We start from the raw sequence: 25531 nt of genomic DNA, 5'->3' as shown, positions 1-25531 counted from the left end.
GCTAGCACAGAGCCGCATTTTCGGCCGGTCCAAAGAAATCGACATGCCAGGCCGAGCGGTCTATCATGCGGCTAAATTGTTATCAGATGGACTGTGATATCCGTGACAGGAGACCAATTGGACCGCATCGACAGAAACATCCTGTCGGCGCTGGCGCGCGACGGGCGGCTGTCCATGTCGGAACTGGCCGGCAAGGTCGGCCTGTCGAAGACGCCGGTGCAGGCGCGGGTGAAGCGCCTGGAGAAGGACGGCTATATCAGGGGCTATCAGGCGATCATCGATCGCGAGCGCATGGGCGAAGGTCATGTCGCCTTCGTCCAGGTCAAACTGTCGGACACACGCTCGGCCGCGCTCGATGCTTTCAATCGCGCGGTGCAGGCCGTGCCGGAGATCGAGCAGTGCCACATGATGGCGTCGAGCTTCGATTATCTTCTGAAGGTCCGCACCACGGACATCGCCGCCTATCGCCGTGTCCTCGGCGAGCGCATCTCGGCATTGCCGCATGTTGCGCAGACTTCAACCTTCGTGGCCATGGAGACGGTGAAGGATCGCTGACTCACTCCGACAGCGTCTTCAAAAACGCCACCAGCGCCGCGCGTTCGCGGTCCGACAGCTGCAGCGGGTGGACCTCGGAGGTGCCCTCGACGCTCGCCTCCGCCTTCGCATAGTGCGCCACCACCTCCTCCAGCGTGGAGAACTGTCCGGCATGCATATAGGGCGGCCGTGTCGCCGCGCCCCTGAGCGACGGCGTCTTGTAGGCGCGCATCAGTTCGGGTGCTGCCTTGACGATGAAGCGCAGCTCGCCGCAGGCGCCGGCGTCGCCATCGCGGAAGGCGCCGAAGCAGTTGAATGGGTCGGCCTGAACCTGGGCCACCGCATCGAAACGGCCGCGATCCAATGGCAAATCCCTGACCGGCGGCACGCCGGTGTTGTGGAAAGCGTTGTCGGTGAAGCGCGGGCCGTTATGGCAGGTGACGCAATTGGCCTTGCCGATGAACAGTTTCAGCCCGAGCATCTCCTCCGGCGAAAAGGCATCGTCGGCTTTCGACTTGGCGCCTGACGCAAGATCGATGGCAAAGCGGTCAAAGCGCGTCTGTGCCGGTTCGACCGACCGTTCGAAGGCGGCGATCGCCTTGCCGATGTTGGAAAAGACGCGGTTGACGTCGTCCATTTGGGCCGCGGTCATTCCCTTCCATGCCGCCTGCTCGGCCTCGTTGCCAAGCGGGCTGGCGTTGGCCGGCACGGCGGAAAGATCCGGCAGTGGCCCGAAGATGCGCTCGTAGCGCGCACCAAAGCGCTTCTGGATGTAATGCGCGAAGGCCGCGCGGTTCCCCGCCTGCTCGAGCGGATTTTCCAGCGGCGTCAGCGCCTGCGCCCACAGGCTGTCGCGCCGTCCATCCCAGAAGAACCAAGGATTGCGGGCGATGCCGGCCAGCGGCATCGAGCGCCTGTTGGTGCGGCCGACACCGACGGATTGCGGCAGGTCATCCTGGAACTGCCGGTCGATCTTGTGGCAGGTCGAGCAGGATACGTTACCGTCGCGGCTCATGCCCTGGTCGAAGAACAGAGTGGAGCCCAAGGCGGCGGCGGCCGGCACGTCGGCGAACCGGTTGGTGGTGTCGGGTTTGAGCGCCGGCAAGGTGTTCAGCGCCAGCGAAGCGATGGTCTTCTTCTCGGCATCGGAAAAATCCGGTTTGCCGCAGCCGGCAACGAGCAAGACCGCCGCCAATGCCAGAAGGCGCAACAGGCGGTTCATCCGCTCACAGCACCACGTTGAAGACGACCGTGTCGGAACCGGCCGCCGCCGAAATGGCGAAGCGCAACTGCCACACGCCGCTCATGGTGAATTTCAGCCCCTCGATCCTGTAGCGCCCCTCGCCAAGATAATCGGTCGCCTGCGGACTGGTCGGCAAGCCGTGATTGTGCTGCGGCATGCCGCCGGACACCGAGATCGCCGCACCTTCCACGGAATCGCCCTTGACCGTCTTCAGGGTCAGCAACCAGGATTGCAGTTCGCCTTGCCGGATAACGCCGCGTTCCGGCTGAATGCTGGCGACAAACAAGCCGTTCGCCGTCTTCTTCGAGCGCGAAATATCCGGGCCCGGCGCCGACTGCGGCGCGGTCAGATAGACGATCGCCAATATGCCAGCCAGCAAGGCGGCCAGACCAACGCCCGCAAGAAGATAACGCCATATCGATGCCAAACCGGTTCCTCTTCTGGACATAACGTCTCGGGAAGCAATTCGCGTCCCGCCGCTTCTGTGGGAAAACGCTTCTGGCGCAAAAAACCGCCGCCGCCAAGCATGGCGCTGCCGGCCGCAAAAAGCTACAGCAGCGAACTGATCCGGAGACAGATACATGGCAGCAGACGGCGTCGCTTCGATCGGTGAATGCATGCTCGAACTGTCCGGCCAGGCCGGGCCGAACTGGCGCATGGGCTTTGCCGGCGACACGTTCAACACGCTGTGGGCGCTGCATGCGCTGAGCGGCGAGCGGCCGGCGACCTATGTCTCGGCCTTCGGCGACGATCCCTTCTCGCAGGGCCAGATTTCGTTCTTCGCCGAAAACGGCATCGACATCGGCGCCAGCCCGGTCATCCCAGGCGCGCGGCCCGGCCTCTACGCCATCACCTTGACCGGCGCCGAACGCGCCTTCACCTACTGGCGCAGCGACGCGGCGGCCAGGCGGCTCGCCTCGCACCCGGCCGCCTTGGCAAAAAGCCTTGAAAACCAGGCTCTTGTGTATTTTTCCGGAATCACTTTGGCAATTCTGGATGCCGCCGCGCGCAAGACGTTGCTGGCGGAAGTGTCCAAGGCGCGGGCTGCCGGTTCGCTCGTCGCCTTCGACCCCAACTACCGGCCGCGCCTGTGGCAGAGCCGCGAGGAGGCGCAAGCCGCGATCCTCGACGCGCTTGCCGTCACCGACATCGCGCTGCCGACCTTTCCCGACGAGCAGATGCTGTTTGGCGACACGGCATCGCAAGCGACCGCCGAGCGGTTCGGAAAACTGGTCGGCGAAGTCGTCGTCAAGAATGGCGAGGAACCCGCGCTGATCGCCACTGGCGGAGCCCTGCAGCCGGTTCCGGCCCAGCATGTCGCCACCCCGGTCGACACCACCGGCGCCGGCGATTCCTTCAATGGCGGCTATCTCGCCGCCCGGCTTGCCGGCCATGCCCCGGCGGATGCCGTGCAGCGCGCGCATCGCGTCGCCGCCGCTGTCGTGCAGGTGCGAGGCGCGCTGGCGCCGTTCGAGGTTCTAAGAACCGCTTTCGAGGGCTAAGACCTTAGGGAAGCCTGAAACGATATTCCGTCACCTGATGATAGATCTGGCCCGGCCACAGCGTGGCCTGTGGGAAATAGGGCCGGTTCGGCGCGTCGGGCCATGTCTGCGCTTCCAGGCAAAAGCCGGAAAACGCCTTGTAGCGCCGTCCGTCCAGGCCGCCCGAGGTCGGCGCGACATACTGGCCGGTGTAAAGCTGCAGGCCCGGCTCGGTGGTCCAGACTTCCATCTCGACGCCGGAATTGGCGCCTTGCGCCCACGCCACCTGGTGAAGCGGGCTCCGGGCTGACGCCAGGCAGAAATTGACGTCGTAGGGAAGCTGCTCGCCTTCCGTTTCCATCCGCAGCGGCCGCGCCTGGCGGAAGTCGAAGGGCGTGCCGTCGACAGGTTTGACGACGCCGGTCGGGATCATCTCGCCATCGACAGGCGTATAGGCGCCGGCGTTCAGCATCAGCCGGTGGTCGAGAATGTCGCCGGCGCCGCCATCGTCGAGATTGAAATAGGAATGCTGCGCCAGATTGCACAGCGTCGGCTCCTCGCAGGTGGCGGTCAGTTCCATCGAGAGCGTGCCGGGAATCTTCAGCCGGTAGGTGCAGGTGACGTCGAGCGCGCCGGGAAAGCCCATCGTGCCCTCAGGATCGTGCAGGGTCAGGGTGACAAAATCCCGGCCGTGCAGCGAAACCGTCCACGGCCGATGGAAGAAGCCCTCCGAGCCGCCATGCAGCGTGTGCTTGCCGAGGAAATTGCGCTCGGTCTGGTAGCGCTGGCCGGCAATGGTGAAGCGGCCGTCGCGGATGCGGTTGGCATAGCGGCCGACGACCGCGCCGAAGAAGGCCCGGTCAGTCTCGTAAGGCTCGAAGCGATCGTAGCCCAGCACCAGCGGCGCGTCGTGCCCGGCGAGCCGCAGATCCTGGATGATTGCGCCGAGCCCGATGATGTTGGCGCTGACGCCGCCGCCCCGGATGGTGAAACGGCGAACGGGTTCGCCTGCCTGCGTCGTGCCGAAGACTTCGCCGTCCTTCATCGCTATGTCCAAATGCTAATTCATCGATCTGTCGACTTAGAGCAATTCCAGGAAAAGTGTGAAACGGTTTTCCGTCCGGAATTGCAAAAAACAAAGAACTGGAGCGGTTCGGCGTTTCCGTGAAACGCTGAACCGCTCCAGTCCGGCTGAATGTCGTCTGGCAAGGGCAGGCGCGCGGCCTGCCCTGCCCGTGAATGATTTAGAGGCCGAGACCCCCGATGCAGACATATTTGGTGTCGAGATAATCCTCGATGCCCTGATGTCCGCCTTCCTTGCCGAGGCCCGATTCCTTGACGCCGCCGAACGGCGCTTCCGGCGTGGTGATCAGGCCTTCATTGACGCCGACCATGCCGTATTTCAGGCCTTCCATGACCCGGAAGGCGCGGCCGAGGTCGCCGGTGTAGAAATAGGCGGCCAGGCCGAACTCGGTGTCGTTGGCGAGCGCAATGGCTTCCTCCTCGGTCTCGAACTTGAACACCGGGGCGATCGGGCCAAAAATCTCTTCCTTCATGAAGCGCATGTCGGGCTTCGCATCGGCGATGACGGTCGGCTGGAAGAATGAGCCGCCAAGCGCGTGGCGCTTGCCGCCGGCAACGACCTTGCCGCCCTTCGACGTGGCGTCGGCGATGAATTCCTCGACCTTCTCGACCGCCTTCACGTCGATCAGCGGTCCCTGCTGCACGCCCTCTTCCAGGCCCGAGCCAACCTTCAGCGCATTGCTGGCAGCGGCCAGCTTCTCGACAAACTTGTCGTAGATGCCGGCCTGCACCAGGAAGCGGTTGGTGCACACGCAGGTCTGGCCTGAATTGCGGTATTTGGCGGTGATGGCGCCGGCGACGGCGCGATCGAGGTCGGCATCGTCGAAGACCAGGAACGGCGCATTGCCGCCGAGTTCCATCGAGACCTTCTTGACGGTGACGGACGACTTCTGAATCAGCAGCTTGCCGATCTCGGTCGAGCCGGTGAAGGTGATCTTCGACACCAGCGGATTGGCGCAGATCTCGTCGCCGATTTCGCCGGCAGCACCCGTCAGGATGTTGATGACGCCCTTGGGGAAGCCGACTTCCTCGGCGAGCGCGCCCCATGCAAGGCCGGAATACGGCGTCTGCGAGGCCGGCTTGACCACGGCGGTGCAGCCGGCGGCAAGCGCGGGGCCAAGCTTGCGGGCAAGCATCGAGGAGGGGAAATTCCACGGCGTGATGGCGGCAATGACGCCGACCGGCTCCTTGGTCACCAGGATGCGGCGATCGCCCCATGGCGATGGCACGACATCGCCATAGGTGCGGCGGCCTTCCTCGGCAAACCACATGATATAGGCGGCGGCCGAACCGATCTCGCCCTTGGATTCGGCGAGCGACTTGCCCTGCTCGATGGTGAGCAGTTCGGCCAGCACATCCTGATTGTCCATCATCGCGTCATGCAGCTTGCGCAACAGCTTCGAGCGCTCGAGCGCGGTCGTCTTGCGCCAGGTCTTGAAGGCTTCGCTTGCGGCTTCGATGGCGCGGCGGGTTTCCGCCTTGCCCGACTTCGGCACGGTGCCGATCTTGAGACCGGTGGCCGGGTTGTTGACGTCGACCGTCTGGCCGCTGTCGGCCTGCACCCATTCGCCGTTGATGAGATTGGCCTGGCGCATGAAATGGCTGGTTTTCTGCAGCATGGTCTAGCCTCCGTTCGGCGCACTGACGGGCCGGTTTCCTGGATCTCTTGAACGAGCGTGCACAATGGCGGCGGAGCCGACACGCTGAAGCCACTGCTCTTTACCTAGGGCAAGCCCGGCAAGCAATTGCAAGATGGCATATAGGCTTTGGGCCAGCCCAACGCCAGAGAAAATTCACATGTAAATTAGTTTGGGCCGCAGCCTTGTCAAAGACCAGCCTTGCCAAAGACCAGCCTTACAGAAGACCAAGCCTACCCAAAGACATGCACCACCACCGTCAGCCAAAAGGCGGTTGTAACAACCGCGCTTGCCGTGGCGATGGTCATCTGGTTCGACGCCAGCGCCTGGCCGGTGTTGAACTGCACGGCGATGAGATAGGAATTGATGCCGGACGGCAGCGCCGCCACCACGACCGCCACTTTGGCCGTCAAGGGCGGCAGGCCAAACAGCCAGACCAGGCCGAGCACCAGCGCCGGCATCAGGAACAGTTTCAGCGTCGACAGCGCCAGCGCCGGTCGGATGTTACCGGAAATGCCGAAACGGCGCAGGCTGAGCCCCATGGCGAACAGCGCCACCGGCCCGGCGGTGTTAGCCAGCGCATCGGCCAGTCGCATGGCAAGGTTCGGCAGCGGCGCGCCGGTGAGGCGCCATGCCAGCCCGGCCAGGATGCCGATGATCAACGGATTGGTGAACAGTCTTCTCAGAAAGCTCTGGATGATGCGCAGCGGGTGTACGGGCTCGCTGCCGCCGCGGCCAAATATCTCGAACATGATGATCGAAGCCATCATCATGGTCGGCAGATGCACGGAAACGAGCAGCGACAGCACTTCGAATCCGCTGGACCCGAATACGCCGAGAACGAAGGGAATGCCCAGCAACACCACATTCGAGAAGGATGACGACACTCCACCGACGATGCCGGTGCGCGCGTCCCGCCCGAAGATCCGTGTCGTCACCAGATGGCCGGCGGCCCATGTCATTGCAACCGCCGCGAAATAAGCACCCCACAGCGACCAGGGCGCCACGCCGTGGAAATCCGAATTCACCATCGTCCGAAACAGCAGCAGCGGCATCGCGACGTTGATGGCGAATTCGGAGATGCCGTCCCCGCTGGCCGGTTTCAGATAGCCGGTGAGCCCGGTGACATAGCCGAGCGCGACGAGGCTGAAGACGAAAAGAACGGTTTCGGTGAGCGGAGACATTTTTCAGGGATAGGCGAGCCCGGATTCCAGCGCAATCGCCATGATCTTCAGAAACTGATCCTAGATCCGCCCGGCGCCTGAATTTGATCATGGTCGGGTGGCAGCGCTATACAGGCTTGGGATCATCAGGGCGGACACACAGCGAATGATTGCGACGCCGAAACAGCGTCATTTCAGACGGGAGTGGCTGGTCAGACAAGTGTGGCTGGTCAGACAGGGGTGGCTGGCGGGTTATGTCGCTATACTGCTTTGCCTTGGCGTATCTGAGGCCCAGGCCGCCGAGACCAAGAGTCTCAAGGGCGTGGCGCTGATCATCGGCCAGTCGAAATACGAACACATCGCAGCCCTTGCCAACCCGGCCAACGACGCCCGCGACATGGCCAAGATGCTGACCGACCTCGGCTTCGACGCCGGCAACGTCACCGATCGCGATGCCGCCAAGCTGAAGCGCGATCTCGATCGGTTTGTCGAGGACGCCGAAGGCGCCGACGTCGCCTTCATCTATTATTCCGGCCACGGCATCGAGGCGGGCGGCGAGAATTATCTGGTGCCGGTCGATGCCGACGTCTCGTCGTTGAAAAATGCCGGTGAGGCGCTGGTGCCGATTTCAGCCGTCATGGACGAGCTGAAAAAGACCGTGCCGGTGACGATCGTGCTGCTTGACGCCTGCCGCACCAACCCGTTTCCGCCGGACGCGGTCGTGCGCCGCGGGCCGACGGCTTCCGCCGAGCCTGTCGGCGCCGGTGGGCTGGAGCCGGTGCGCGGCGCCAAGGCCCTCGCCGATGCCTCAGTGGATGATGCCAGCCTGGGAACCGTCGTCGGCTTCGCCGCCGAGCCGGGCCGACCCGCGCTTGATGGCGCAGCCGGCGAAAACAGCCCCTACGCCGCCGCCCTGCTGCGCCACCTCACCGCGATGAAAGGCACGGAATTCGGCTCGGTCATGCGCATGGTCACCGAAGAGGTCTATCTCGACACCAAGGCAAAGCAGCGCCCCTGGGTCAGCGAGAGCCTGCGTCGCCTGCTCTATTTCGGCGTCGCGCCGCCGGAACCGACCGGCGACGACGGGCTGATCACCGGTGAGCGGCGGCAATTGCTGCTGACCATTTCCGACCTGCCCGATCCCAAACGGGCTCAAGTGGAGTTGGCTTCTCTGCAGGACGGCGTGCCCCTTGACGCGCTCTACGGCGTGCTCAAGGCGCTCGGCACGGAAAAGATCCCTGAGGATCCGAACGACCTGCAGAAGGTGCTGGACAGCCAGGCCGAGCGTCTGAAGAAGATGATGGCCGAGCGCGCCGCGCTGCGCACCGGCGATCCCGAGATCAGTCGCCTGGTCGCATCCGCCGACAAGGCCATAGGCCAGGGCGCCATGGTGACGGCGCGCAAATTCCTCGACGACGCGGTCGGCCGGATCGAGGAAAACAGCGGTGCGGTCGACGAGGCCGAGGACCTGCTCCGGCAAAAGCGCATCGCCGACGCCGCCATCTATGCCAAACGCGCCGACGCCGCCGCGCTGGTCTTCGACTACAAATCCGCCGCCAACGACTATGCCAAGGCGTATTCGTTGGTCGAGAAGTGGGACGAAAAGCTGCGCTGGAACTACAAGAACCAGGAGGCCGAGGCGTTGAACGCTCATGGCTACGCCACCGGCGACCTCGATGCGCTGCAGCACTCCATCGAGGCCTATCGCACCATCTTGAACTTCATCCCCAACGGCGAACAGAATCGCGACTGGGCAATCACCCGCAACAACATGGCGGTGGTGCTGCAGACCATTGGAGAGCGCGAAACCGAGACTGCGCATCTCGAAGAAGCAGCGGTGATTTTCCGCGATTCGCTGGTGGTGTTCGAGCGCGAGAAGGACGACCGCAACTGGGCCGCGGCGCAGAACAACCTGGCCAACGTGCTTCTGAAGATCGGCGAACGCGAGAGCGACCCGCAGCGTCTCAATGAAGCGGTGGCGGCGACGCGCGCCACCCTTGAGAAGCGTCCGCGCGACAAGCTGCCGTTGGACTGGGCCGGTTCGCAGAACAATCTAGGCCTCGCGCTCTATGCACTCTCCGAGCGTGAGCCTGCCGGCGAGCATCTCACGCAGGCGGAAGCAGCCTACCGGCTGGCGCTTGAGGAATACACACGCGAGAAAGCACCCGTGGAATGGGCGATGGTCGAGAACAATCTCGGCAACACGCTTGTAACGCTTGGCATCCAGCTCAACGACAAGGCGAAGATCAACGAGGCGGCCGACGCGTTTCGCGCCGCGCTGGAAGTGCGAACCCGCGAAACTTTCCCGGTGTCCTGGGCGACCAGCCGCCTCAACCTGGGCAATGCGCTGAGCGGTATCGCCCGCTTCGATATGGGCACGGCTACGCTCGAAGAAGCTGCTGCTGCCTATGACGACGCTCTGACGGTGTTTACCCGCAAGCGCTTCCCGATGGACTGGGCGTCAGCCCAGAACAATCTCGGCTCGATCTATCAGACGCTGGGCCAGCGCACCCGTGATGCGGCCAAGCTGGAACAGTCGGCGGCAGCCTTCCAGGCGGCACGGCAGGTCTATGTCAGGCGGAAGTTCCCGCAGGACTGGGCGATGAGCTACTACAATCTCGGCAACACGCTGCAGCTTCTCGGCGGCGTCACCGACAAGCCCGAGCATTACAGCGAGGCGGTCGACGCCTACGGCAATGCGTTGCGCGAGTACAAGCGCGAGACCAACCCGCGGCAATGGGCAATGGCCCAGGCCGGCCTGGGCTCGACGCTGCACTGGTTGAACATGAGCAATGGCGATGCCAAGACGCTGCAGGATTCGATTGCGGCGCGGCGGGCAGCGCTCGAAATACTCACCATCGAGGCCGCGCCGGTCGACTGGGCCAACGCTCAAAATGGCATCGGTATGAGCCTGCTCAATCTCGGCAATCTCCAGCGGACCGACAAATATCTCAACGACGCCGAAGCGGCGTTCACGGCGGCGCTGAAGGTGTTTACGCGCGAAAGTCAGCCGCTGCAGTGGGCCTTCGAGCAGAACAATATCGGCGACGTCCACTGGAACCGCGCCAGCTATGGCGCGGGCAAGCCGGAATATCTCAAGGCGATCGAATTCTTCGAGAACGCCAAGCAGGGCTTCACCGAAGCCGGCTACACGATCCCTATCCCGCTCACCGATCAGAAGATCGAGCTGGCGAAGAAGCAAATGGCGAAAATGTGAAGCGAACCGAGGGTTCGCCTTTCGCTTGTCTTTGTGCCGGCTTTCCGATCCCTATATCAGAATGACCGGAGCGGCATCCGGCTCCCGGAAAGGTTTCGATGATTCGATTTGTGCTGTCGCTGTTCCTGCTTGCTGTTCCCGCCGTCGCCCACGCGACCGACGCCGGCTGGGCGCTGCTGCGTGACGGCGGCCATGTCGTACTGCTTCGCCACGCACTGGTCACCGGCTCCACCGACCCCGCCAATTTCGACATCGACAACTGCGCCACCCAGGTCAATCTATCGGCGCGCGGCAAGCAGCAGGCGAGCAAGATCGGCGCGCTGTTCGGCGCCCGCGCCGCCCCCATCGAGCGGGTGCTGTCCAGCCGCTATTGCCGCTGCCTCGACACCGCCCGCATCGCCTTCGAGGCGGAGCCGGAGCTTTTTGCGCCGCTCGACCTCCTGAGGAGCGATCCGACCGAGAAGGCCGCGCAGCTCGACGCGGTGATGAAGGAAATCCGCGCCTACACCGGTTCCGACAATCTGGTCATGGTCACGCATCTCGAAAACATCGTCGCGCTGACCGGCGTCTCGCCGCGCGAGGGCGAAGCGGTGGTGGTCGAGCCGCAGGGCGATGGCTTGCGCGTGCTCGGCCGCGTCACGTTCTGAGAAAGCCAGTGGTCAAGCTCCGTGAAAACTAAGCTGACGTAACGTCAACTGGGAGGGCCGCCGGCTTGTCGGGCGGCCCTTCTTGTCTTCACGGGAGGGCCATCCCATCTGCGCCCGGCGCATCAGGCCTTTTCCTGCCGGAAAAAACCGATTAGACAGCGCCCAAACCAGATGCGGACAGATTCCGCCCGCAACCGAAGGAAGAGCCCTTGTCCACCACGTTCGACAAAGTCGCCAAGATCATTGCCGACACCAGCGAGATCGATATCGACACCATCACTCCCGAGAGCCACACGATCGACGATCTCGGAATCGACAGTCTCGATTTCCTCGATATCGTCTTTGCCATCGACAAGGAATTCGGCATCAAGGTGCCGCTGGAAAAGTGGACCCAGGAAGTCAATGACGGCAAGGCTTCGACCGACGATTACTTCGTCATGAAGAACCTGTGCGCCAAGATCGACGCGCTGGTCGCCGCCAAGACCGCCTGATATCGGCTGGCGCGCGGCCTTGACGGGCTGCGCCGCCTGACCCACAAAGCCGCTCATGAGCAGCCCTCGCGACGTCGTCATCACCGGTATCGGCCTTGTCTCCTCGCTGGGAGAGGGTCCGGATACCCACTGGCAGAAGCTGGCGCAGCCGGGCCTGCAGCCGGTGCTCGAATCCGCACGCTTTGCGCCCTACACCGTGCATCCCCTGCCGGAGATCGACTGGAACCTGCAGATCGCCAAGCGCGGCGACCAGCGGCAGATGGAAACCTGGCAGAGGCTGGGCACCTATGCCGCCGGCATGGCGCTGGATGACGCCGGCATCAAGGGCAATGACGATCTCTGCACGACGATGGACATGGTGGTGGCCGCCGGCGGCGGCGAGCGGGACGAGGCGGTCGATGCCGCCATCCTCGCAGCGTCCGAGAGCCGCAACGACCGCGACGTGCTGCTCAACGAGAAACTGACCACCGAATTGCGGCCGACCCTTTTCCTGGCCCAGCTCTCCAATTTGCTCGCCGGCAACATCTCCATCGTCCACAAGGTGACGGGGTCGTCGAGGACCTTCATGGGCGAGGAAGGTGCCGGCGTCGCGGCCGTCGAGACCGCCGCCGCGCGCATCCGCTCCGGACAGTCGACGCACATACTGGTCGGCGGCGCCTTCCAGACCGAACATTCCGACATGCTGCTCGGCTATGAATTGGCCGGTTATCTGCATCGCGGCCCATGGAAGCCGGTCTGGCAGAGACAGGGCGCCGAGGGCGGCGGCCTGGTCTCCGGCTCCGGCGGCGCCTTCCTGGTGCTGGAGCAGCGCGAACACGCGCAAAGGCGTGGGCGGAAAATCTATGCCGAGCTCGGACCGGTCGTCTCAGGCCGCGCCCGGCGCTCGCGCGGCGAGCTTGACGCCGAGATCGCGGCATTGCTCAAACAGGCGGCTCTCCCGAACGGCAAGTTGCTGGCCCTGTCGGGCGCATCCGGGGCGCATACCGCAACGTCAGCCGAAAAGTCAGCGCTGGATGCCAATCCGGCGATATCGGCGCGCGGCTTCGCCACGCTGACCGGGCATATGAAGGAAGCGCAGTTTCCATTCGCGGTCGCCCTCGCCGCCCTGGCCGTCGACCGCAAGGCCGCCTACCCCGTATTCGACGCCGCGGCCGAGAAGCCGTTCGAAGGCATTCCCGAAACCGTGCTCGCAACGGCGATCGGCTATCACCAATTCGAGGGCATGGCGCTGGTCAACGTTGCTTGAAGCAGCGCTGCGCGATCGTGCTGCAAAGTTAAGAGGTTCCGGATGGCCAATCTCAGAGATCACATGGGCAGGCCGATCGTCGCCGTCACCGGCATCGGCGTGGTAACGTCGCTCGGCATCGGCAAGGCCGATAACTGGGCGGCACTGACCTCCGGCACATCGGGCATCCACCCGATCACCCGCTTTCCCGTCGACCACCTCAACACCCGCATCTCCGGCATGGTCGACTTCCTCGACTCAAGCTCGAAAGGCGCCAGCCTGCTGACCTACGAGCTGGCCGAAACCGCAGCGAAGGAGGCGGTGGCCGAATCCGGCCTCGATTCCTCTGATTTTGGCGGGCCTCTGTTCCTCGCCTCGCCGCCGGTCGAACTCGACTGGCAGGATCGCTTCGCGCTCTACAATTCCGACGGCAAAGGCGCCGGCGCCGAAAGGCTGCTCAGGGTGGCGCGCGGGCTGAAGGAAACAGATACGTTCGCAAGCACGCAGTTCGGAGCGATCGCCGACCGGCTGGCCGACCGCTTTGGCACGCGCGGCCTGCCGATCACGCTGTCGACGGCCTGCGCTTCGGGCGCCACCGCCATCCAGCTCGGCGTCGAGGCGATCCGCCGCGGCGAATGCGACCGGGCGCTGTCCATCGGCGCCGACGGTTCGGCAACCGCCGAGGCGCTGATCCGCTTTTCGCTGCTCTCGGCGCTGTCGACCCACAATGACATCCCTGAAAAGGCGTCAAAACCCTTCTCCAAGGACCGCGACGGCTTTGTGCTGGCGGAAGGCTCCGGCGCTCTGGTGCTGGAATCGCTTGAGGCAGCCCTTGCCCGGGGCGCCAGCGTTCTCGGCATCCTGCGCGGCTGCGGTGAAAAGGCCGACGATTTCCATCGCACCCGTTCCAAGCCCGACGGTTCGCCGGCGATCGCAGCAGTCCGCGCCGCCCTTGCCGATGCCGGCCTGAGCAAGGACGAGATCGACTACGTCAACGCTCACGGCACCTCGACACCGGAAAACGACAAGATGGAGCATCTGTCGCTGTCGACCGTGTTCGGCCATCGCATCGGCTCGATGCCGGTCTCGTCGAACAAGTCGATGATCGGCCACACGCTGTCGGCGGCGGGTGCTGTCGAAGCGGCGTTTTCGCTGATGACCATGCGCGAAAGCGTGATTCCGCCGACCATCAACTACGACAATCCCGACCCGGCAATCGTGCTCGACGTGGTGCCCAACAAGAAGCGCAATGCCGAAGTCGGCACCGTGCTCTCGAACTCGTTCGGCTTCGGCGGCCAGAACACCTGCCTTGTCATGGCGCGGGAACCGGTCTAAGCGACCTTTTTCAGCCAGACTGAACTGACAGGCCCCATGCGCGCACTGCAACTTATCGAGGACCGCCGTCTTGAAACGGTGGACCTGCCGCCCCCGCCGCCCCCCGCATTGGGCGAAGTCACGCTGCGCATCAAGGCGGTGGCGCTGAACCATATCGACGTCTGGGGCTGGCGTGGGATGGCCTTCGCCAAGCGTAAGCTGCCGCTGGTCGTCGGCGCCGAGGCCTCCGGCGAGGTCGAGGCTGTCGGCCCCGGCGTCTCCAGCCTGCTGCCCGGACAATTGGTGTCGATCTACGGCGCGCGCACCTGCGGCCTTTGCCGCGCCTGCCGCGAAGGCCGTGACAATCTCTGCGAACATGTCTCGGGCGTCCACGGCTTCCATCTCGACGGCTTTGCGCAGGAGAAGATCAACCTGCCGGCGCGCCTGCTGGTCCCTGCTCCTCCCGGCGTGAGCGATGTCGGCGCGGCTGTCGCACCCGTTACCTTCGGCACCGTCGAGCACATGCTGTTCGACAATGCCAAGCTGCAGCCCGGCGAAACCATCCTCATCCATGCCGGGGGCTCCGGCATCGGCTCGGCGGCGATCCAGCTGGCCAAGCGCATGGGTTGCACCATCATCACCACGGTCGGGTCCAACGACAAGATCGACAAGGCCAAGGCGCTCGGAGCCGACCATGTCATCAACTACCGCGACGATCGTTTCGAAGGCGTCGTGCGCAAGCTTACCAGGAAGAAGGGCGTCGATGTCGTGTTCGAACATGTCGGCGCCGACACCTTTGCCGCCTCGATGCTGTGCCTCAAGCGCGGCGGCCGCCTCGTTACCTGCGGCTCGACCTCCGGCGTGTCGACCCAGATCAATCTGATGCAGCTGTTCCAGCAGCAGCTGAAGCTGCTCGGGTCCTTCGGCTGCCGCATGGAGAACATGGCCAACGCCATGCAGAAGATGGCGGCGGGACAGGTAGCACCTGTTATCGACACCGAGGTCGGCTTCGACGGCATCGACGCCGCGCTGAAGCGCATGGAAGGCCGCGACGTGTTCGGCAAGATCATCCTGCGCGTTTCTTAGGACTATGGTCGGCAAGGTGTTCAAGAAAGCCCGCCGGGACTTCATGTTCCGCTATGGCAGGCGGCTGCGCCAGATGGAGCACTGGCTGGTTGCGCGTGCGGCGATGACGATCATTTCGCTGCTGCGCCTTTTGCCCGCCGACAGCGCGCTCAATTTTGCCGACCGCGCCGCACGCCGCATCGGTCCGCGGGTCGGGCGCCACCGTGTCGCCATCGACAATCTGCGCCTTGCCTATCCCGAAAAGAGCGATGTCGAGATCGAGGCCATCGCCTCCGACATGTGGGGCAACATGGCCCGGCTCGCCGCCGAATACATCTTTCTTGACGCGCTCTTCGACTATGATCCGAACGCAGCGACGCCCGGCCGCGTCGAAGTTGGCGGCGCCGATCATTTCCATCAGATAGCTGGCGAGGACAAACCGCATATCCTGTTCACCGGCCATCTCGGCAATTTTGAATTGCTGCCGGTGGCTGCCGCGACGTTCGGCATGAAGATCACCGCGCTGTTTCGTCCGCCGAACAATCCCTACCTCGCCGATTATATCCATTCGACGCGGCGTTCGAGCATGGGCGCCTTGCTGCCGTCTTCGACCGGCGCCTCCTTCGCGTTGGCGTCGATTCTGGAGAAAGGCGGCAATATCGGCGTTTTGGTCGACCAGAAATTCTCCAGCGGACTGGAGACGATCTTCTTTAATCGCCCATGCCAGAGCAATCCGGTTCTGGGCATGCTCGCCCGTCACTATGATTGCGACGTCTATCCGGCGCGATGTGTGCGGCTGCCTGGCAACCGCTTCCGCCTCGAGATCGAGGACAAGCTGACCTTGCCGCGCAATGAAAGCGGCAGCGTCGATGTCGCGGCCACCACCCAACTGCTCGCCAACGTGGTCGAGCGCTGGGTGCGCGAGGATCCGGGACAGTGGATGTGGTTCCACAAAAGGTGGGAAATCTCAGGCCGGCGTCGCCGCCGGCGCGGACAGGCCAACGCCACCGGCCAGGGGCAGCGTCAATCTTAAGTCGTCGAAAGCCTCAGTTCGTCACAACGATCCGCGTATTGCCGAAGCCGACTTCGCGCACCATCGCATAGAACATCGCGGCATTGGCGGTGTGCAGCCGCACGCAGCCATGCGATGCCGGACGCCCTAGCTGCCTGACCGCGCCGGTGCCGTGGATGGCGTAGCCGCCATGGAAGAACACCGAGTAAGGCATTGGCGACATGTGGTATTTTTTCGAATACCACATCCGCGCCGTGCGTTGCGGCCGATAGGTGCCGCGCGGCGTGAAATAGCCGCTGCGCGCGGTCGACACGCTCCAGCGATAAAGCACCTGGCCGTATTGGCTGACGGTCATGGTCTGCGACGAGACGTCGATGCTGGCCACCAGCGAGGCAGCCCTGCTTTCGATGGACGTGCCGAACAGCATCGCAGCAAAAGCAGCTGCCATGAGAACGATTTTAGTCATGAGATCAAACCCCTTTGATGCCCCTTGCCTGCCCTGTCATCACGCGGTTTTTCATCTTTTTAACGACAGGTGAGTGATCTAACACACACTCCTTGATAAATTCGCCAATCTAAAGCAGCGAATTTGAACGATTTTCCCGCCTTAGTTGCCGCTGCGACACGAAGTTTCGGCGCCAGTGGCGCGATGCTTGCAAAACCACCCCCTTGCCTGCTCAAATCCGGGAATGAACGAACGACTCTTCAAAGCGATAGACGCCCGTGTTGATGACCTGGTCGCACTGACCGCCGACCTGATCCGCTTCCCGACCATCAACCCGCCCGGCGAAGCCTATCGCCCCTGCGCCGAATATATCGGTGCGCGCCTAGGCAGGCTTGGCTTCGAAACCGAATTCATCCGCGCCGCAGGCACGCCCGGCGACACCGACCGCTATCCCCGCGTCAATGTCGTCGCACGCTTCGACGGCCGCTCGCCTGGGGCCTGTGTCCATTTCAACTCGCACATCGATGTGGTCGAAGCCGGCGAGGGCTGGAGCGTCGATCCCTTTGCCGGCGTGGTGAAGGACGGCAAGGTCTACGGGCGCGGCGCCTGCGACATGAAAGGGGGCATGGCCGCCTCGATCATCGCGGCGGAAGCCTTCATGGAGGTATTCCCCGACTTTCCTGGCGCCATCGAAATCTCCGGCACCGTCGATGAAGAGTCCGGCGGCTTCGGCGGCGTCGCCCATCTGGCGAAGCTTGGCTATTTCTCGAAACCCAAGGTCGACCACGTCATCATCCCCGAGCCGCTGAACAAGGACCGCATCTGTCTTGGCCATCGCGGCGTCTGGTGGGCGGAGATCGAGACCAAGGGCGAGATCGCGCATGGCTCGATGCCGTTCCTCGGCGACAATGCCGTGCGCCACATGGGCGCCGTGCTGCAGGCCTTCGAGGATGACCTGTTTCCGGCGCTCGACCGCAAGGTGACGCGCATGCCTGTCGTGCCCGAAGGCGCAAAGCGCTCGACCATGAACATCAACTCGATCCATGGCGGCCAGACCGAGGATTTCCGCCCCGGCCTGCCCTCGCCCAACGTGCCCGACGCCTGCCGGCTGACCATCGACCGCCGCTTCCTGCTCGAGGAGGACCTTGCCACGGTCAAGAGCGAGGTGACCGATATCCTCGACCGGCTGAAGCGCGAGCGCAAAAAGTTCGACTACGAGATTCGCGACCTGATGGAGGTGCTGCCGCTGATGACCGAGCGCGACGCGCCGGTGGTCAAGGCGGTGGCGCAAGGCATCATGGCGATCTTCGACCGCGAGCCGGAATATGTCATTTCACCAGGCACTTACGACCAGAAGCACATCGCCCGCATCGGCCACATCTATGATTGCATCGCCTATGGCCCGGGCGTTTTGGACCTCGCCCACCGGTCCGACGAATGGGTCGGCATCTCTGATATGGTGGAGTCGGCCAAGGTGATGGCGATCGGGCTGAATGTGCTGCTCAGGGGCACGGCCGCGGACTGAACCATCGGCTTCGCTGAAAAAACATTCCTCCCCGCGCCGCTGCAGAGCACGAAACGCAATTTACTCCACCTCGAAATCACGCTTCTATCGCACCAGGGTTCGAGCATTTGGGAGTTGCACGATGAAATTGTGGAAAACCATTCTTGCCGCCGCAGTGCTGGCACTGGCCGGCAGTCAGGCATTTGCCGCACGCACCGACCTGGTGATCGGCATTACGCTCGAGCCGCCACATCTCGATCCGACCGCCGGTGCTGCCGCGGCGATCGACGAAGTGCTCTACGCCAACGTCTTCGAGGGCCTGACCCGCATCGGCCCGAATGGCGAAGTGCTGCCCGACCTTGCCGAGAGCTGGGCCATTTCCGACGACGGCAAGGTCTACACCTTCAAGCTGCGCACCGGCGTCAAATTCCATGACGGCAGCGATTTCGACGCCGGCGACGTGAAGTTCTCGCTCGACCGCGCCCGTGCCGACAATTCCGTAAACGCGCAAAAGGCCTTGTTCGCCGCCATCGATACGGTCGAAGTCGTCGATCCGACAACGGTCAAGGTGACGCTGAAGAACCCGCAGGGGTCGTTCCTCTACAATCTGGGCTGGGGCGACGCGGTGATCGTGGCGCCCGAGAGCGCCGACACCAACAAGGAAAAGCCCATCGGCACCGGCCCGTTCAAATTCCAGAGCTGGGCCAAGGGCTCGTCGATCACGCTGGTGAAATCGGACACTTACTGGGGCGCCCCGGTGTTCCTCGACAAGGCCGAGTTCCGCATCGTTCCCGACGCCGCTGCCGCCGTGCCGGCGCTGCTCTCCGGCGACATCCAGGCTTTCCCTTTCTTCGATCCCGACAGCGTCGCGCAGGTCAAGGACGATCCGCGCTTCAAGGTGGTGATCGGCTCGACTGAGGGCGAGACCATTCTGGCGATCAACAACAAGAAGCCGCCTTTCGACAAGCTCGAGGTGCGGCAGGCAATTGCCTTCGCGCTCGACCGCAAGGCGATCATCGACGGCGCCTCGGCCGGCCTCGGCGTGCCGATCGGCTCGCACATGTCGCCCGCCAGCAAGGCGTATGTCGACCTCACCGGCCTGTACCCGCACAATGTCGACAAGGCCAAGGAGCTGCTGAAGCAAGCCGGCTTCGAAAACGGCATCAAGGCGACGCTGAAACTGCCGCCGCCTTCCTATGCACGGCTTGGCGGCGAGATCATCGCCTCGCAGCTGCGCGACGTCGGCATCGACCTGGAAATCATTCCGGTCGAATGGGCGCAGTGGCTGGATCAGGTGTTCACCAAGAAGGATTACGACCTGACCATCGTCTCCCACACCGAGCCCAACGACATCGATATCTACTCGCGCGAGGACTACTACTTCAACTACGACAACCCCGCCTTCGACAAGATCATCGCCGAGCTGAACCTCACCTCCGACGACGCCAAGCGCAACACGCTGCTCGGCGAAGCACAGAAGATCCTGGCCGACGACGCCGTGGTCGGCTTCCTCTATGAACTGCCGAAGGTCGGCGTCTGGGACGCCAAGCTGCAGGGCCTGTGGGAAAACGCGCCGATCCAGGCGAATGACCTGACCAAGGTGAAGTGGGCGGATTGAGGCGGCGGGCCAAAGGGCGGCGTTTGCGCTCCGTCACACCCCCCTCTGCCCCGCCGGGCATCTCCCCCGCAAGGGGGGAGATTGGGCTCTCGTCTCCGCTTTCGCCTATCGCGAACGTTGAACGCTGGTCGACGACACAGAAACTGCTGATCTCCCCCCTTGCGGGGGGTGAGGAGTGGTCCGCGCAGCGGACGGAAAGCCAACTGCTTGGCTTTCCGAACAACGAACGCCCGAAGCGACAGCGAAGGGCCGGGTCCGGTAGGACAGAGGGGGGTGTGACAGAACGCTGCCTTTGCTCAGTCATCGCACTTGGCAACGCACCATTCCCTCCACCATGACCGCCTACCTCCTCAAACGCCTCGCGATTGCCATCGCCACCTTGATCCTGGCCTCGATGGTCGTCTTCGCCGTGCTCGAAATCCTGCCTGGCGACCCGGCGCGGCTGATGCTCGGCCTCAACGCCAGCGCCGAGCAGGTCGAGCTCCTGCGCAACCAGATGGGCCTCAACGAGCCGCTTCTCCTGCGCTACCTCCACTGGGTCGGCGGCCTGCTCAGCCTCGATTTCGGCCGCTCCTACACTTATTCGGTGCCGGTCATCGATCTTGTCCGCGAGCGCATGGCGGTTTCCCTGCCGCTGGCGCTGATGGCGCTGGCGCTGTCGACCATCATTGCCATCCCGGTCGGGCTCTATTCCGCCAGCCGGCGCGGGCGGGCCGGCGACACCGTCGCCATGGGCGCCGCCCAACTCGGCGTCGCCATCCCGAACTTCTGGTTCGCGCTGATGCTGATCTACCTCTTTGCCGTCTGGCTGCGGCTGGTGCCGGCCGGCGGCTTTCCCGGCTGGAGCGCCGGTGTCTGGCCGGCGCTGAAATCGCTGCTGCTGCCGGCCGTAGCACTTGCGCTGCCGCAGGCGGCGATCTTGGCGCGCGTTGCCCGCTCCGCGCTGCTCGAGGTGCTGAACGAGGATTATATCCGCACCGCCCGCGCCAAGGGCCTGCCCTATCGTGCCGTACTATGGCGGCACGCGCTGCGCAACGCGATGATCCCGGTTCTGACCATTCTGGGCCTGCAATTCGCCTTCCTGCTCGCCGGCACCATCATCATCGAGAACGTCTTTTATCTCCCCGGCCTCGGACGGCTGGTGTTCCAGGCGATCACTCAGCGCGACCTGATCGTCGTCGAAAGCATCGTCATGCTGCTGGTCGTCGCCGTCATTGCCGTTAACCTCGTCGTCGACGTCTCCTACGCCATCGTCGATCCGCGCCTTCGAGGCCGGCAATGACGCTGCACATCGACATCCCGCAGGAGACGTTGGGCAGCATTCTGGCCAAGGCCTTCCGCAACCGCTCCTTCCTCATCGGCTTCGCCATCACGGTGCTGGTGGCTGCAATAGCGGTCATCTCCTACGTCTGGACGCCCTACGACGTGACCAAACTGGTGATCTCGGACAAGACGCTCGCGCCCTCTGCGGCGCACTGGTTCGGCACCGATCATTTCGGCCGCGACATCCTGTCGATGATCATGGTCGGCGCCCGCAACTCGATCGCCGTGGCGCTGGTCGCGGTCGGCATCGGCATGGGCGTCGGCGTGCCGCTCGGCGCCTTCGCCGCGGCGCGCGGCGGGTTGGTCGACGAGGCGCTGATGCGGCTGAACGACCTCGTCTTCGCCTTCCCGGCGCTGCTGTCGGCGATCATGATCACCGCCATCTTCGGACCGGGCGCGATCAACGCCATCATCGCCATCGGCATCTTCAACATCCCGGTGTTTGCGCGCGTCGCCCGCGCCGGCGCGCTGGCGATCTGGCCACGCGAGTTCATTCTCGCCGCGCGCGCCGCCGGCAAGAGCAAGACGCAGATTACAATCGAGCACGTGCTGCCCAACATCGCCACGCTGCTTCTGGTGCAAGGCACCATCCAGTTCGCGCTCGGCATTTTGGCCGAAGCCGGTCTCTCCTATGTCGGCCTCGGCGCCCAGCCGCCAATGCCGAGCTGGGGCCGCATGCTGTTCGACGCGCAGACGCGCATGGTGGTGGCGCCTTGGATGGCGATCTTCCCCGGCATGGCCATCGTCATCACCGTGCTTGGGCTCAATCTGCTCGGTGACGGCATCGCCGACATACTCGACCCGAAATCGCGGCGGCAGCGATGAGCCTGCTGCAGATCGAGAACCTGTCGCTGGCCGTCGGCGACACGCCGATCCTGAAAGGGGTCGAGCTCTCCGTCGCGCCCGGCGAGGTGATGGGCCTGGTCGGTGAATCCGGTTCCGGCAAATCGATGACGGCGCTGACCATCATGCAGCTTCTGCCGCATGCGGCGCGCGCCACCGGCCGCGTGACCTTCGACGGCATCGATATTCTGGCCGCAACCGAGGACCAGATGTGCGCGCTGCGCGGCGACGACATCGGCATGGTGTTCCAGGAGCCGATGACGGCGCTCAACCCCGTCAAGACCATCGGCGAGCAGGTCGCCGAAGGCATACGCTGGCACACTAGGGCAAGCCGTGCCGACGCCGAAGACCGCGCGCGCAAAATGCTCGACCGCGTTGGCCTGCCGGAGGCCAAATTCCCGCTGTCGCGCTATCCGCACGAACTGTCGGGCGGCCAGCGCCAGCGCGTCGTCATCGCCATTGCCTGCGCATTGAAACCCAAGCTGCTCATCGCCGACGAGCCGACCACGGCGCTCGACGTGGTGCTGCAGGCGCAGATCCTCGACCTCTTGCGCGGCCTTGTCAGCGAAAACCGAATGGGCCTGCTGTTGATCTCGCACGATCTCGCGGTCGTCACCGAAATGGCCGACCGCATCACCATTCTGCGCCATGGCGAGGTGATGGAAGCCGGCGACACCGCACGCACGCTGTCGGAACAGCTGCATCCCTACACGCGCCAGCTGGCGCTGGCCTCCATGCACGTGCCCGCGCGCGCCAAGGTTCACGCCGCCGGCCAGGGCAAACCGCTGCTTGAGGTCGAAGGCGTGACACGGGACTATCCGGGCCGGCGCACCTCCCTGTTCAAGTCAGCGGCTCCGATCCGCGCCGTCGACGACGTGTCCTTGTCGCTGGCGCCGGGCCAATCGGTGGCGCTGGTCGGCCGCTCCGGCTGCGGCAAGTCAACGCTTGCCCGCATGATCCTGGCGCTCGACAAATCGACATCGGGAACGATCCGCTTTCGCGGCGAGACCATAACCGGCAAAAGCGAGGCGGAGCTCAAAGCCGCGCGGCGCGACATGCAGGTCGTGTTCCAGGATCCCTACGGCTCTTTCGACCCGCGCCAGAAGGTCGTAAAACTGGTCGCCGAGCCGCTGCATGTACTGGAGACGAAGCCGACACCGGCTGAGCGGCGCGAGATGGTGGCGCATGCGCTGCACGAGGTCGGCCTCGGCACCAGCGACATGGACAAATATCCGCATGAGTTTTCCGGCGGCCAGCGCCAGCGCCTGTCGATCGCCCGCGCCATCATCACTAGGCCGAAGCTGGTCGTCGCCGACGAGCCGGTCTCGGCGCTCGACGTCTCGATCCGCGCCCAGATCCTCGATCTGTTCGCAGAGCTCAACCAGAAGCTCGGCATCGGCTATCTCTTCATCACCCACGATTTGACCGTCGCCCGCGCCATCACCGATGAGGTGCTGGTCATGCATGACGGCAGGATCGTCGAGCGCGGCAAGACCGGTGACGTGCTCGATCATCCGCAGTCGGAGGCGGCCAGGGCGCTGATCGCGGCTGCGCCCGATCTGCATCGGGCGATCGCTCACCGTATGCAGGAACAGGGGTAAGTGACCGGTTCGCGCAGCGAATTCATCGTGCCAGTGGCACGATGAAAGGTCACAAACGCTGGGACGCTGCGAAGCAGCGGGGACCCGGCTGGGCGGCCGTTGCCCCTGGTCTGCCTCACTCCTCCGGCTTCACCACATCGACCGGGCTGATGTCGAGCAAATCGAGCGTGCGGCGCAACAGCCGCACTTCGCTCTCGGCCAGTTTGGAATCGGCTTTGGCGATCTCCGCCATGTGGAGCGCCAGCAACTTGCGCCGTTCGACATCGAGATCGCGGAACAGCGCAATGGCTTGCGAACCGTTGGTCTCGTAGCCGAAATCATTGAGATATTCGATGACCGCGTCGATGCTGGTTTCCGGGATGCCGAAGGCGTCCTTGCAGATGCGCCGGAAGGCGACCATCTCGCTCTCCGAAACCGAGCCGTCGGCCAGGATCATGCGAAACAGCATCAAGAGCTCCGCCGACAGCACAGGGTCGTCGGCAACCTTGCGCACGCCGGGGTCACCATCGAAGATCGAGCGTATCTGGTCGAGCAATGCCATCGCCAACAGTGTCCCTTTCCCGAGCCCGCCCAGCGCACATGACCCAAAACTGCGCAGCGGTACTGAGATAATGACATGCACCACAGGAAATCCAAGCGCAACGCGCTTGGATGGACGTAGCGCGGAATCGGCCTTGCGCAAACCGGATGGCCATGAGAAGGCGCGGCACCACCTTTCCCGCCGGAATGTTCAGAAAATCCCGATGCTCGACCTCGCCACCCAGACCGTCATCATGCTTGCCTTGGCCGCTTTTGCAGCCGGCTTTGTCGATTCGATAGCCGGCGGCGGCGGGCTGATCACCATCCCGGCCCTGCTGCTTGCCGGCTTCCCGCCGGTCGCAGCACTTGGAACCAACAAGCTGCAGGGCATTTTCGGCACCGCTTCGGCGACCATCCACTACGCCATGAAGGGCCATGTCGATCTGCGCCGACAGCTGCCATCGGCGCTTCTGGCCCTTGCCGGCAGTGCCGTCGGCGCCTTGCTGGCGGCATTCGTGCCAGGTGATCTCCTGCGAGCGCTGCTGCCGCTGCTTTTGATCGCCATCGCGATCTACTTCGCCGTGAAACCCAACATGAACGATGTCGACCGCGCCGAGCGCCTGTCGCCCTTCCTGTTCGGGCTGATCATCGCCCCTTTGGTCGGCTTCTATGACGGGCTGTTCGGGCCGGGAGCCGGCTCCTTCTATATGCTGGCCTTCGTCAGCCTTGCCGGCTTCGGCGTGCTCAAGGCGACGGCACACACCAAGCTGCTCAATTTCGCCTCCAACATTGGCGGCTTCATCGTCTTTGCCATCGCCGGCGTCGTCTACTGGAAGATCGGGCTGATGATGGGCGTCGCCCAGTTCCTCGGCGCCCGGCTCGGCGCCAGCCTTGCCATCCGCATCGGCGCCCGGCTGATCAAGCCGCTGCTGGTGATCATCTGCCTGGCGCTGGCGGTGAAGCTGCTGGCCGACCCGGCGAACCCATTGCGCCAGCTGATTGGTGTATAAGCCTCACGCCTGATAGGATGCCGTTGTACGAATCATGTTGGAGGGACCACACATGAATCTTAGTGCACCCACTCAGCTTGTTTTCATCATATCCCTAGTCATCGCCATCATCGGCGTGCTCGCCGCGCTTGGCGTTCTTGCGTTCATTCCTCTGGCTGCGGTGTGGATTGTCCTCATCGCATACATCGTGCTTGCCGCCGCCTGCCTGATGCGCGGCGCCTAGGCACCCGAGACTTCTGCAATTCGAAGCGCCCGGTCAAAAGCCGGGCGCTTTTGCTTTGGATGCATGGTCCGTTAGGCTCTTCCGCGCGGAAGGATGACCATGTCCGGCGAGACGGAGCGCCACGATCAACAGCACCGCCCGGTAGCCGACCGGTTCGAGATGGTGCGGCGCGCGCCGGGCCTGCGGCTGCAGAACGCGGTCACCGACATTTGTCGCTATCGCGAAACGGCGCCCGGCCATTTTCGCAATGTCGAATACGCCTCGCTCACCGTCCCGCTGGTGATCAGTTTCGCAGAATCCTTCGCCATCGGCCTTGGTCCTTCAGCGCCGCGT

Annotated in this window: 23 protein-coding genes and 1 pseudogene; 17 read left to right on the top strand and 7 right to left on the bottom strand. The window is 63.8% G+C overall.

The genetic code is table 11. The features are described from left to right. Positions 1–102: 102 nt before the first annotated feature. The gene (locus X771_RS151215; RefSeq protein ID WP_023688158.1) at positions 103–555 is read left to right on the top strand and encodes an Lrp/AsnC ligand binding domain-containing protein; all 453 of its coding nucleotides are present in this window, start codon (positions 103–105) and stop codon (positions 553–555) included. 1 nt (position 556) lies between these two features. Here X771_RS151215 and X771_RS151220 read toward each other — a convergent pair whose 3' ends face one another. Continuing rightward, positions 557–1756, bottom strand: a complete 1200-nt coding sequence (locus X771_RS151220) for a cytochrome c peroxidase (protein ID WP_023688157.1) — start codon at positions 1754–1756, stop codon at positions 557–559. 4 nt (positions 1757–1760) lie between these two features. Further along, a complete protein-coding gene (locus X771_RS151225) occupies positions 1761–2204 on the bottom strand; it encodes a FixH family protein (RefSeq protein ID WP_023688156.1) in 444 nt (147 codons plus the stop codon). A gap of 154 nt (positions 2205–2358) precedes the next feature. Here X771_RS151225 and X771_RS151230 point away from each other — a divergent pair, with 154 nt between their 5' ends. Beyond that, positions 2359–3279, top strand: coding sequence for a sugar kinase (locus tag X771_RS151230; RefSeq protein ID WP_023688155.1), 921 nt, complete (start codon positions 2359–2361; stop codon positions 3277–3279). 4 nt (positions 3280–3283) lie between these two features. Here X771_RS151230 and X771_RS151235 read toward each other — a convergent pair whose 3' ends face one another. From X771_RS151235 to X771_RS151245, 3 genes are all read right to left on the bottom strand, one after another. Then, positions 3284–4309 (bottom strand): aldose epimerase family protein, encoded by a 1026-nt coding sequence (locus X771_RS151235; protein ID WP_023688154.1) that lies wholly within the window; start codon positions 4307–4309, stop codon positions 3284–3286. 193 nt (positions 4310–4502) lie between these two features. Further along, on the bottom strand, positions 4503–5960 hold the full coding sequence (locus X771_RS151240; protein ID WP_023670445.1) for an NAD-dependent succinate-semialdehyde dehydrogenase: 1458 nt from the start codon (positions 5958–5960) through the stop codon (positions 4503–4505). Positions 5961–6211: 251 nt separating this feature from the next. Continuing rightward, positions 6212–7162, bottom strand: coding sequence for an AEC family transporter (locus tag X771_RS151245; protein ID WP_023681741.1), 951 nt, complete (start codon positions 7160–7162; stop codon positions 6212–6214). 145 nt (positions 7163–7307) lie between these two features. Between X771_RS151245 and X771_RS151250 the strand changes: the two genes are divergently transcribed. The 7 genes from X771_RS151250 to X771_RS151280 all read left to right on the top strand — a co-directional run bounded on the left by X771_RS151250 (position 7308) and on the right by X771_RS151280 (position 16133). Next, a complete protein-coding gene (locus tag X771_RS151250) occupies positions 7308–10358 on the top strand; it encodes a caspase domain-containing protein (protein ID WP_023688153.1) in 3051 nt (1016 codons plus the stop codon). Between the two features lie 98 nt (positions 10359–10456). Continuing rightward, positions 10457–11005 (top strand): histidine phosphatase family protein, encoded by a 549-nt coding sequence (locus X771_RS151255; RefSeq protein ID WP_023688152.1) that lies wholly within the window; start codon positions 10457–10459, stop codon positions 11003–11005. Positions 11006–11214: 209 nt separating this feature from the next. After that, the gene (locus X771_RS151260; RefSeq protein WP_010909964.1) at positions 11215–11496 is read left to right on the top strand and encodes an acyl carrier protein; all 282 of its coding nucleotides are present in this window, start codon (positions 11215–11217) and stop codon (positions 11494–11496) included. 55 nt (positions 11497–11551) lie between these two features. After that, positions 11552–12742 carry a beta-ketoacyl-ACP synthase gene (locus tag X771_RS151265; protein ID WP_023688151.1) on the top strand — a complete coding sequence of 397 codons (1191 nt, stop codon included), beginning with the start codon at positions 11552–11554 and terminating at the stop codon, positions 12740–12742. A 42-nt stretch (positions 12743–12784) separates the two neighbouring features. Further along, positions 12785–14056, top strand: a complete 1272-nt coding sequence (locus tag X771_RS151270) for a beta-ketoacyl-ACP synthase (RefSeq protein ID WP_023688150.1) — start codon at positions 12785–12787, stop codon at positions 14054–14056. A gap of 36 nt (positions 14057–14092) precedes the next feature. Next, positions 14093–15121: a zinc-binding dehydrogenase gene (locus X771_RS151275; RefSeq protein ID WP_023688149.1), complete on the top strand. Its 1029-nt coding sequence runs from the start codon at positions 14093–14095 to the stop codon at positions 15119–15121. 4 nt (positions 15122–15125) lie between these two features. Further along, the gene (locus X771_RS151280; protein WP_031202684.1) at positions 15126–16133 is read left to right on the top strand and encodes a lipid A biosynthesis lauroyl acyltransferase; all 1008 of its coding nucleotides are present in this window, start codon (positions 15126–15128) and stop codon (positions 16131–16133) included. Between the two features lie 13 nt (positions 16134–16146). On the opposite strand, the gene X771_RS151285 is transcribed toward X771_RS151280, so the two are convergent. Continuing rightward, complete coding sequence (locus X771_RS151285) at positions 16147–16578, bottom strand: L,D-transpeptidase (protein WP_023681747.1); 432 nt, start codon at positions 16576–16578, stop codon at positions 16147–16149. 223 nt (positions 16579–16801) lie between these two features. Here X771_RS151285 and X771_RS151290 point away from each other — a divergent pair, with 223 nt between their 5' ends. The 5 genes from X771_RS151290 (at position 16802) to X771_RS151310 (ending at position 23446) form a co-directional block, all read left to right on the top strand. Next, positions 16802–18082 carry an acetylornithine deacetylase/succinyl-diaminopimelate desuccinylase family protein gene (locus tag X771_RS151290; RefSeq protein WP_023688147.1) on the top strand — a complete coding sequence of 427 codons (1281 nt, stop codon included), beginning with the start codon at positions 16802–16804 and terminating at the stop codon, positions 18080–18082. Between the two features lie 121 nt (positions 18083–18203). Continuing rightward, positions 18204–19679 carry an ABC transporter substrate-binding protein gene (locus tag X771_RS151295; protein WP_023688146.1) on the top strand — a complete coding sequence of 492 codons (1476 nt, stop codon included), beginning with the start codon at positions 18204–18206 and terminating at the stop codon, positions 19677–19679. A 334-nt stretch (positions 19680–20013) separates the two neighbouring features. Further along, positions 20014–20961 carry an ABC transporter permease gene (locus tag X771_RS151300; protein ID WP_023688145.1) on the top strand — a complete coding sequence of 316 codons (948 nt, stop codon included), beginning with the start codon at positions 20014–20016 and terminating at the stop codon, positions 20959–20961. Next, on the top strand, positions 20958–21827 hold the full coding sequence (locus X771_RS151305) for an ABC transporter permease (protein WP_023688144.1): 870 nt from the start codon (positions 20958–20960) through the stop codon (positions 21825–21827). The genes X771_RS151300 and X771_RS151305 overlap by 4 nt, the downstream gene beginning before the upstream one ends. Beyond that, on the top strand, positions 21824–23446 hold the full coding sequence (locus X771_RS151310; protein ID WP_023688143.1) for a dipeptide ABC transporter ATP-binding protein: 1623 nt from the start codon (positions 21824–21826) through the stop codon (positions 23444–23446). Before X771_RS151305 ends, X771_RS151310 begins: the two co-directional genes overlap by 4 nt. Positions 23447–23561: 115 nt before the next feature. Here X771_RS151310 and X771_RS151315 read toward each other — a convergent pair whose 3' ends face one another. Next, entirely contained in the window at positions 23562–23993 is a 432-nt protein-coding gene (locus X771_RS151315; RefSeq protein WP_023688142.1) for a TerB family tellurite resistance protein, read from the bottom strand. 196 nt (positions 23994–24189) lie between these two features. On the opposite strand from X771_RS151315, the gene X771_RS151320 reads away from it, so the two are divergent. The 3 genes and pseudogenes from X771_RS151320 to X771_RS151325 form a co-directional block, all read left to right on the top strand. After that, a complete protein-coding gene (locus X771_RS151320; RefSeq protein ID WP_023688141.1) occupies positions 24190–24975 on the top strand; it encodes a TSUP family transporter in 786 nt (261 codons plus the stop codon). 52 nt (positions 24976–25027) lie between these two features. After that, positions 25028–25198 (top strand): hypothetical protein, encoded by a 171-nt coding sequence (locus X771_RS1000000166785; protein ID WP_023670429.1) that lies wholly within the window; start codon positions 25028–25030, stop codon positions 25196–25198. A gap of 99 nt (positions 25199–25297) precedes the next feature. Then, positions 25298–25516 (top strand): annotated as a pseudogene (locus tag X771_RS151325) (AraC family transcriptional regulator); the annotation flags it as partial. Positions 25517–25531 lie beyond the last annotated feature (15 nt).

This window comes from Mesorhizobium sp. LSJC269B00, assembly GCF_000502815.1.
Taxonomy (GTDB): Bacteria; Pseudomonadota; Alphaproteobacteria; order Rhizobiales; family Rhizobiaceae; genus Mesorhizobium.
The sequence above is the reverse complement of the archived record's forward strand: the minus strand, read 5'-3'. Positions and strand labels throughout refer to the sequence as shown.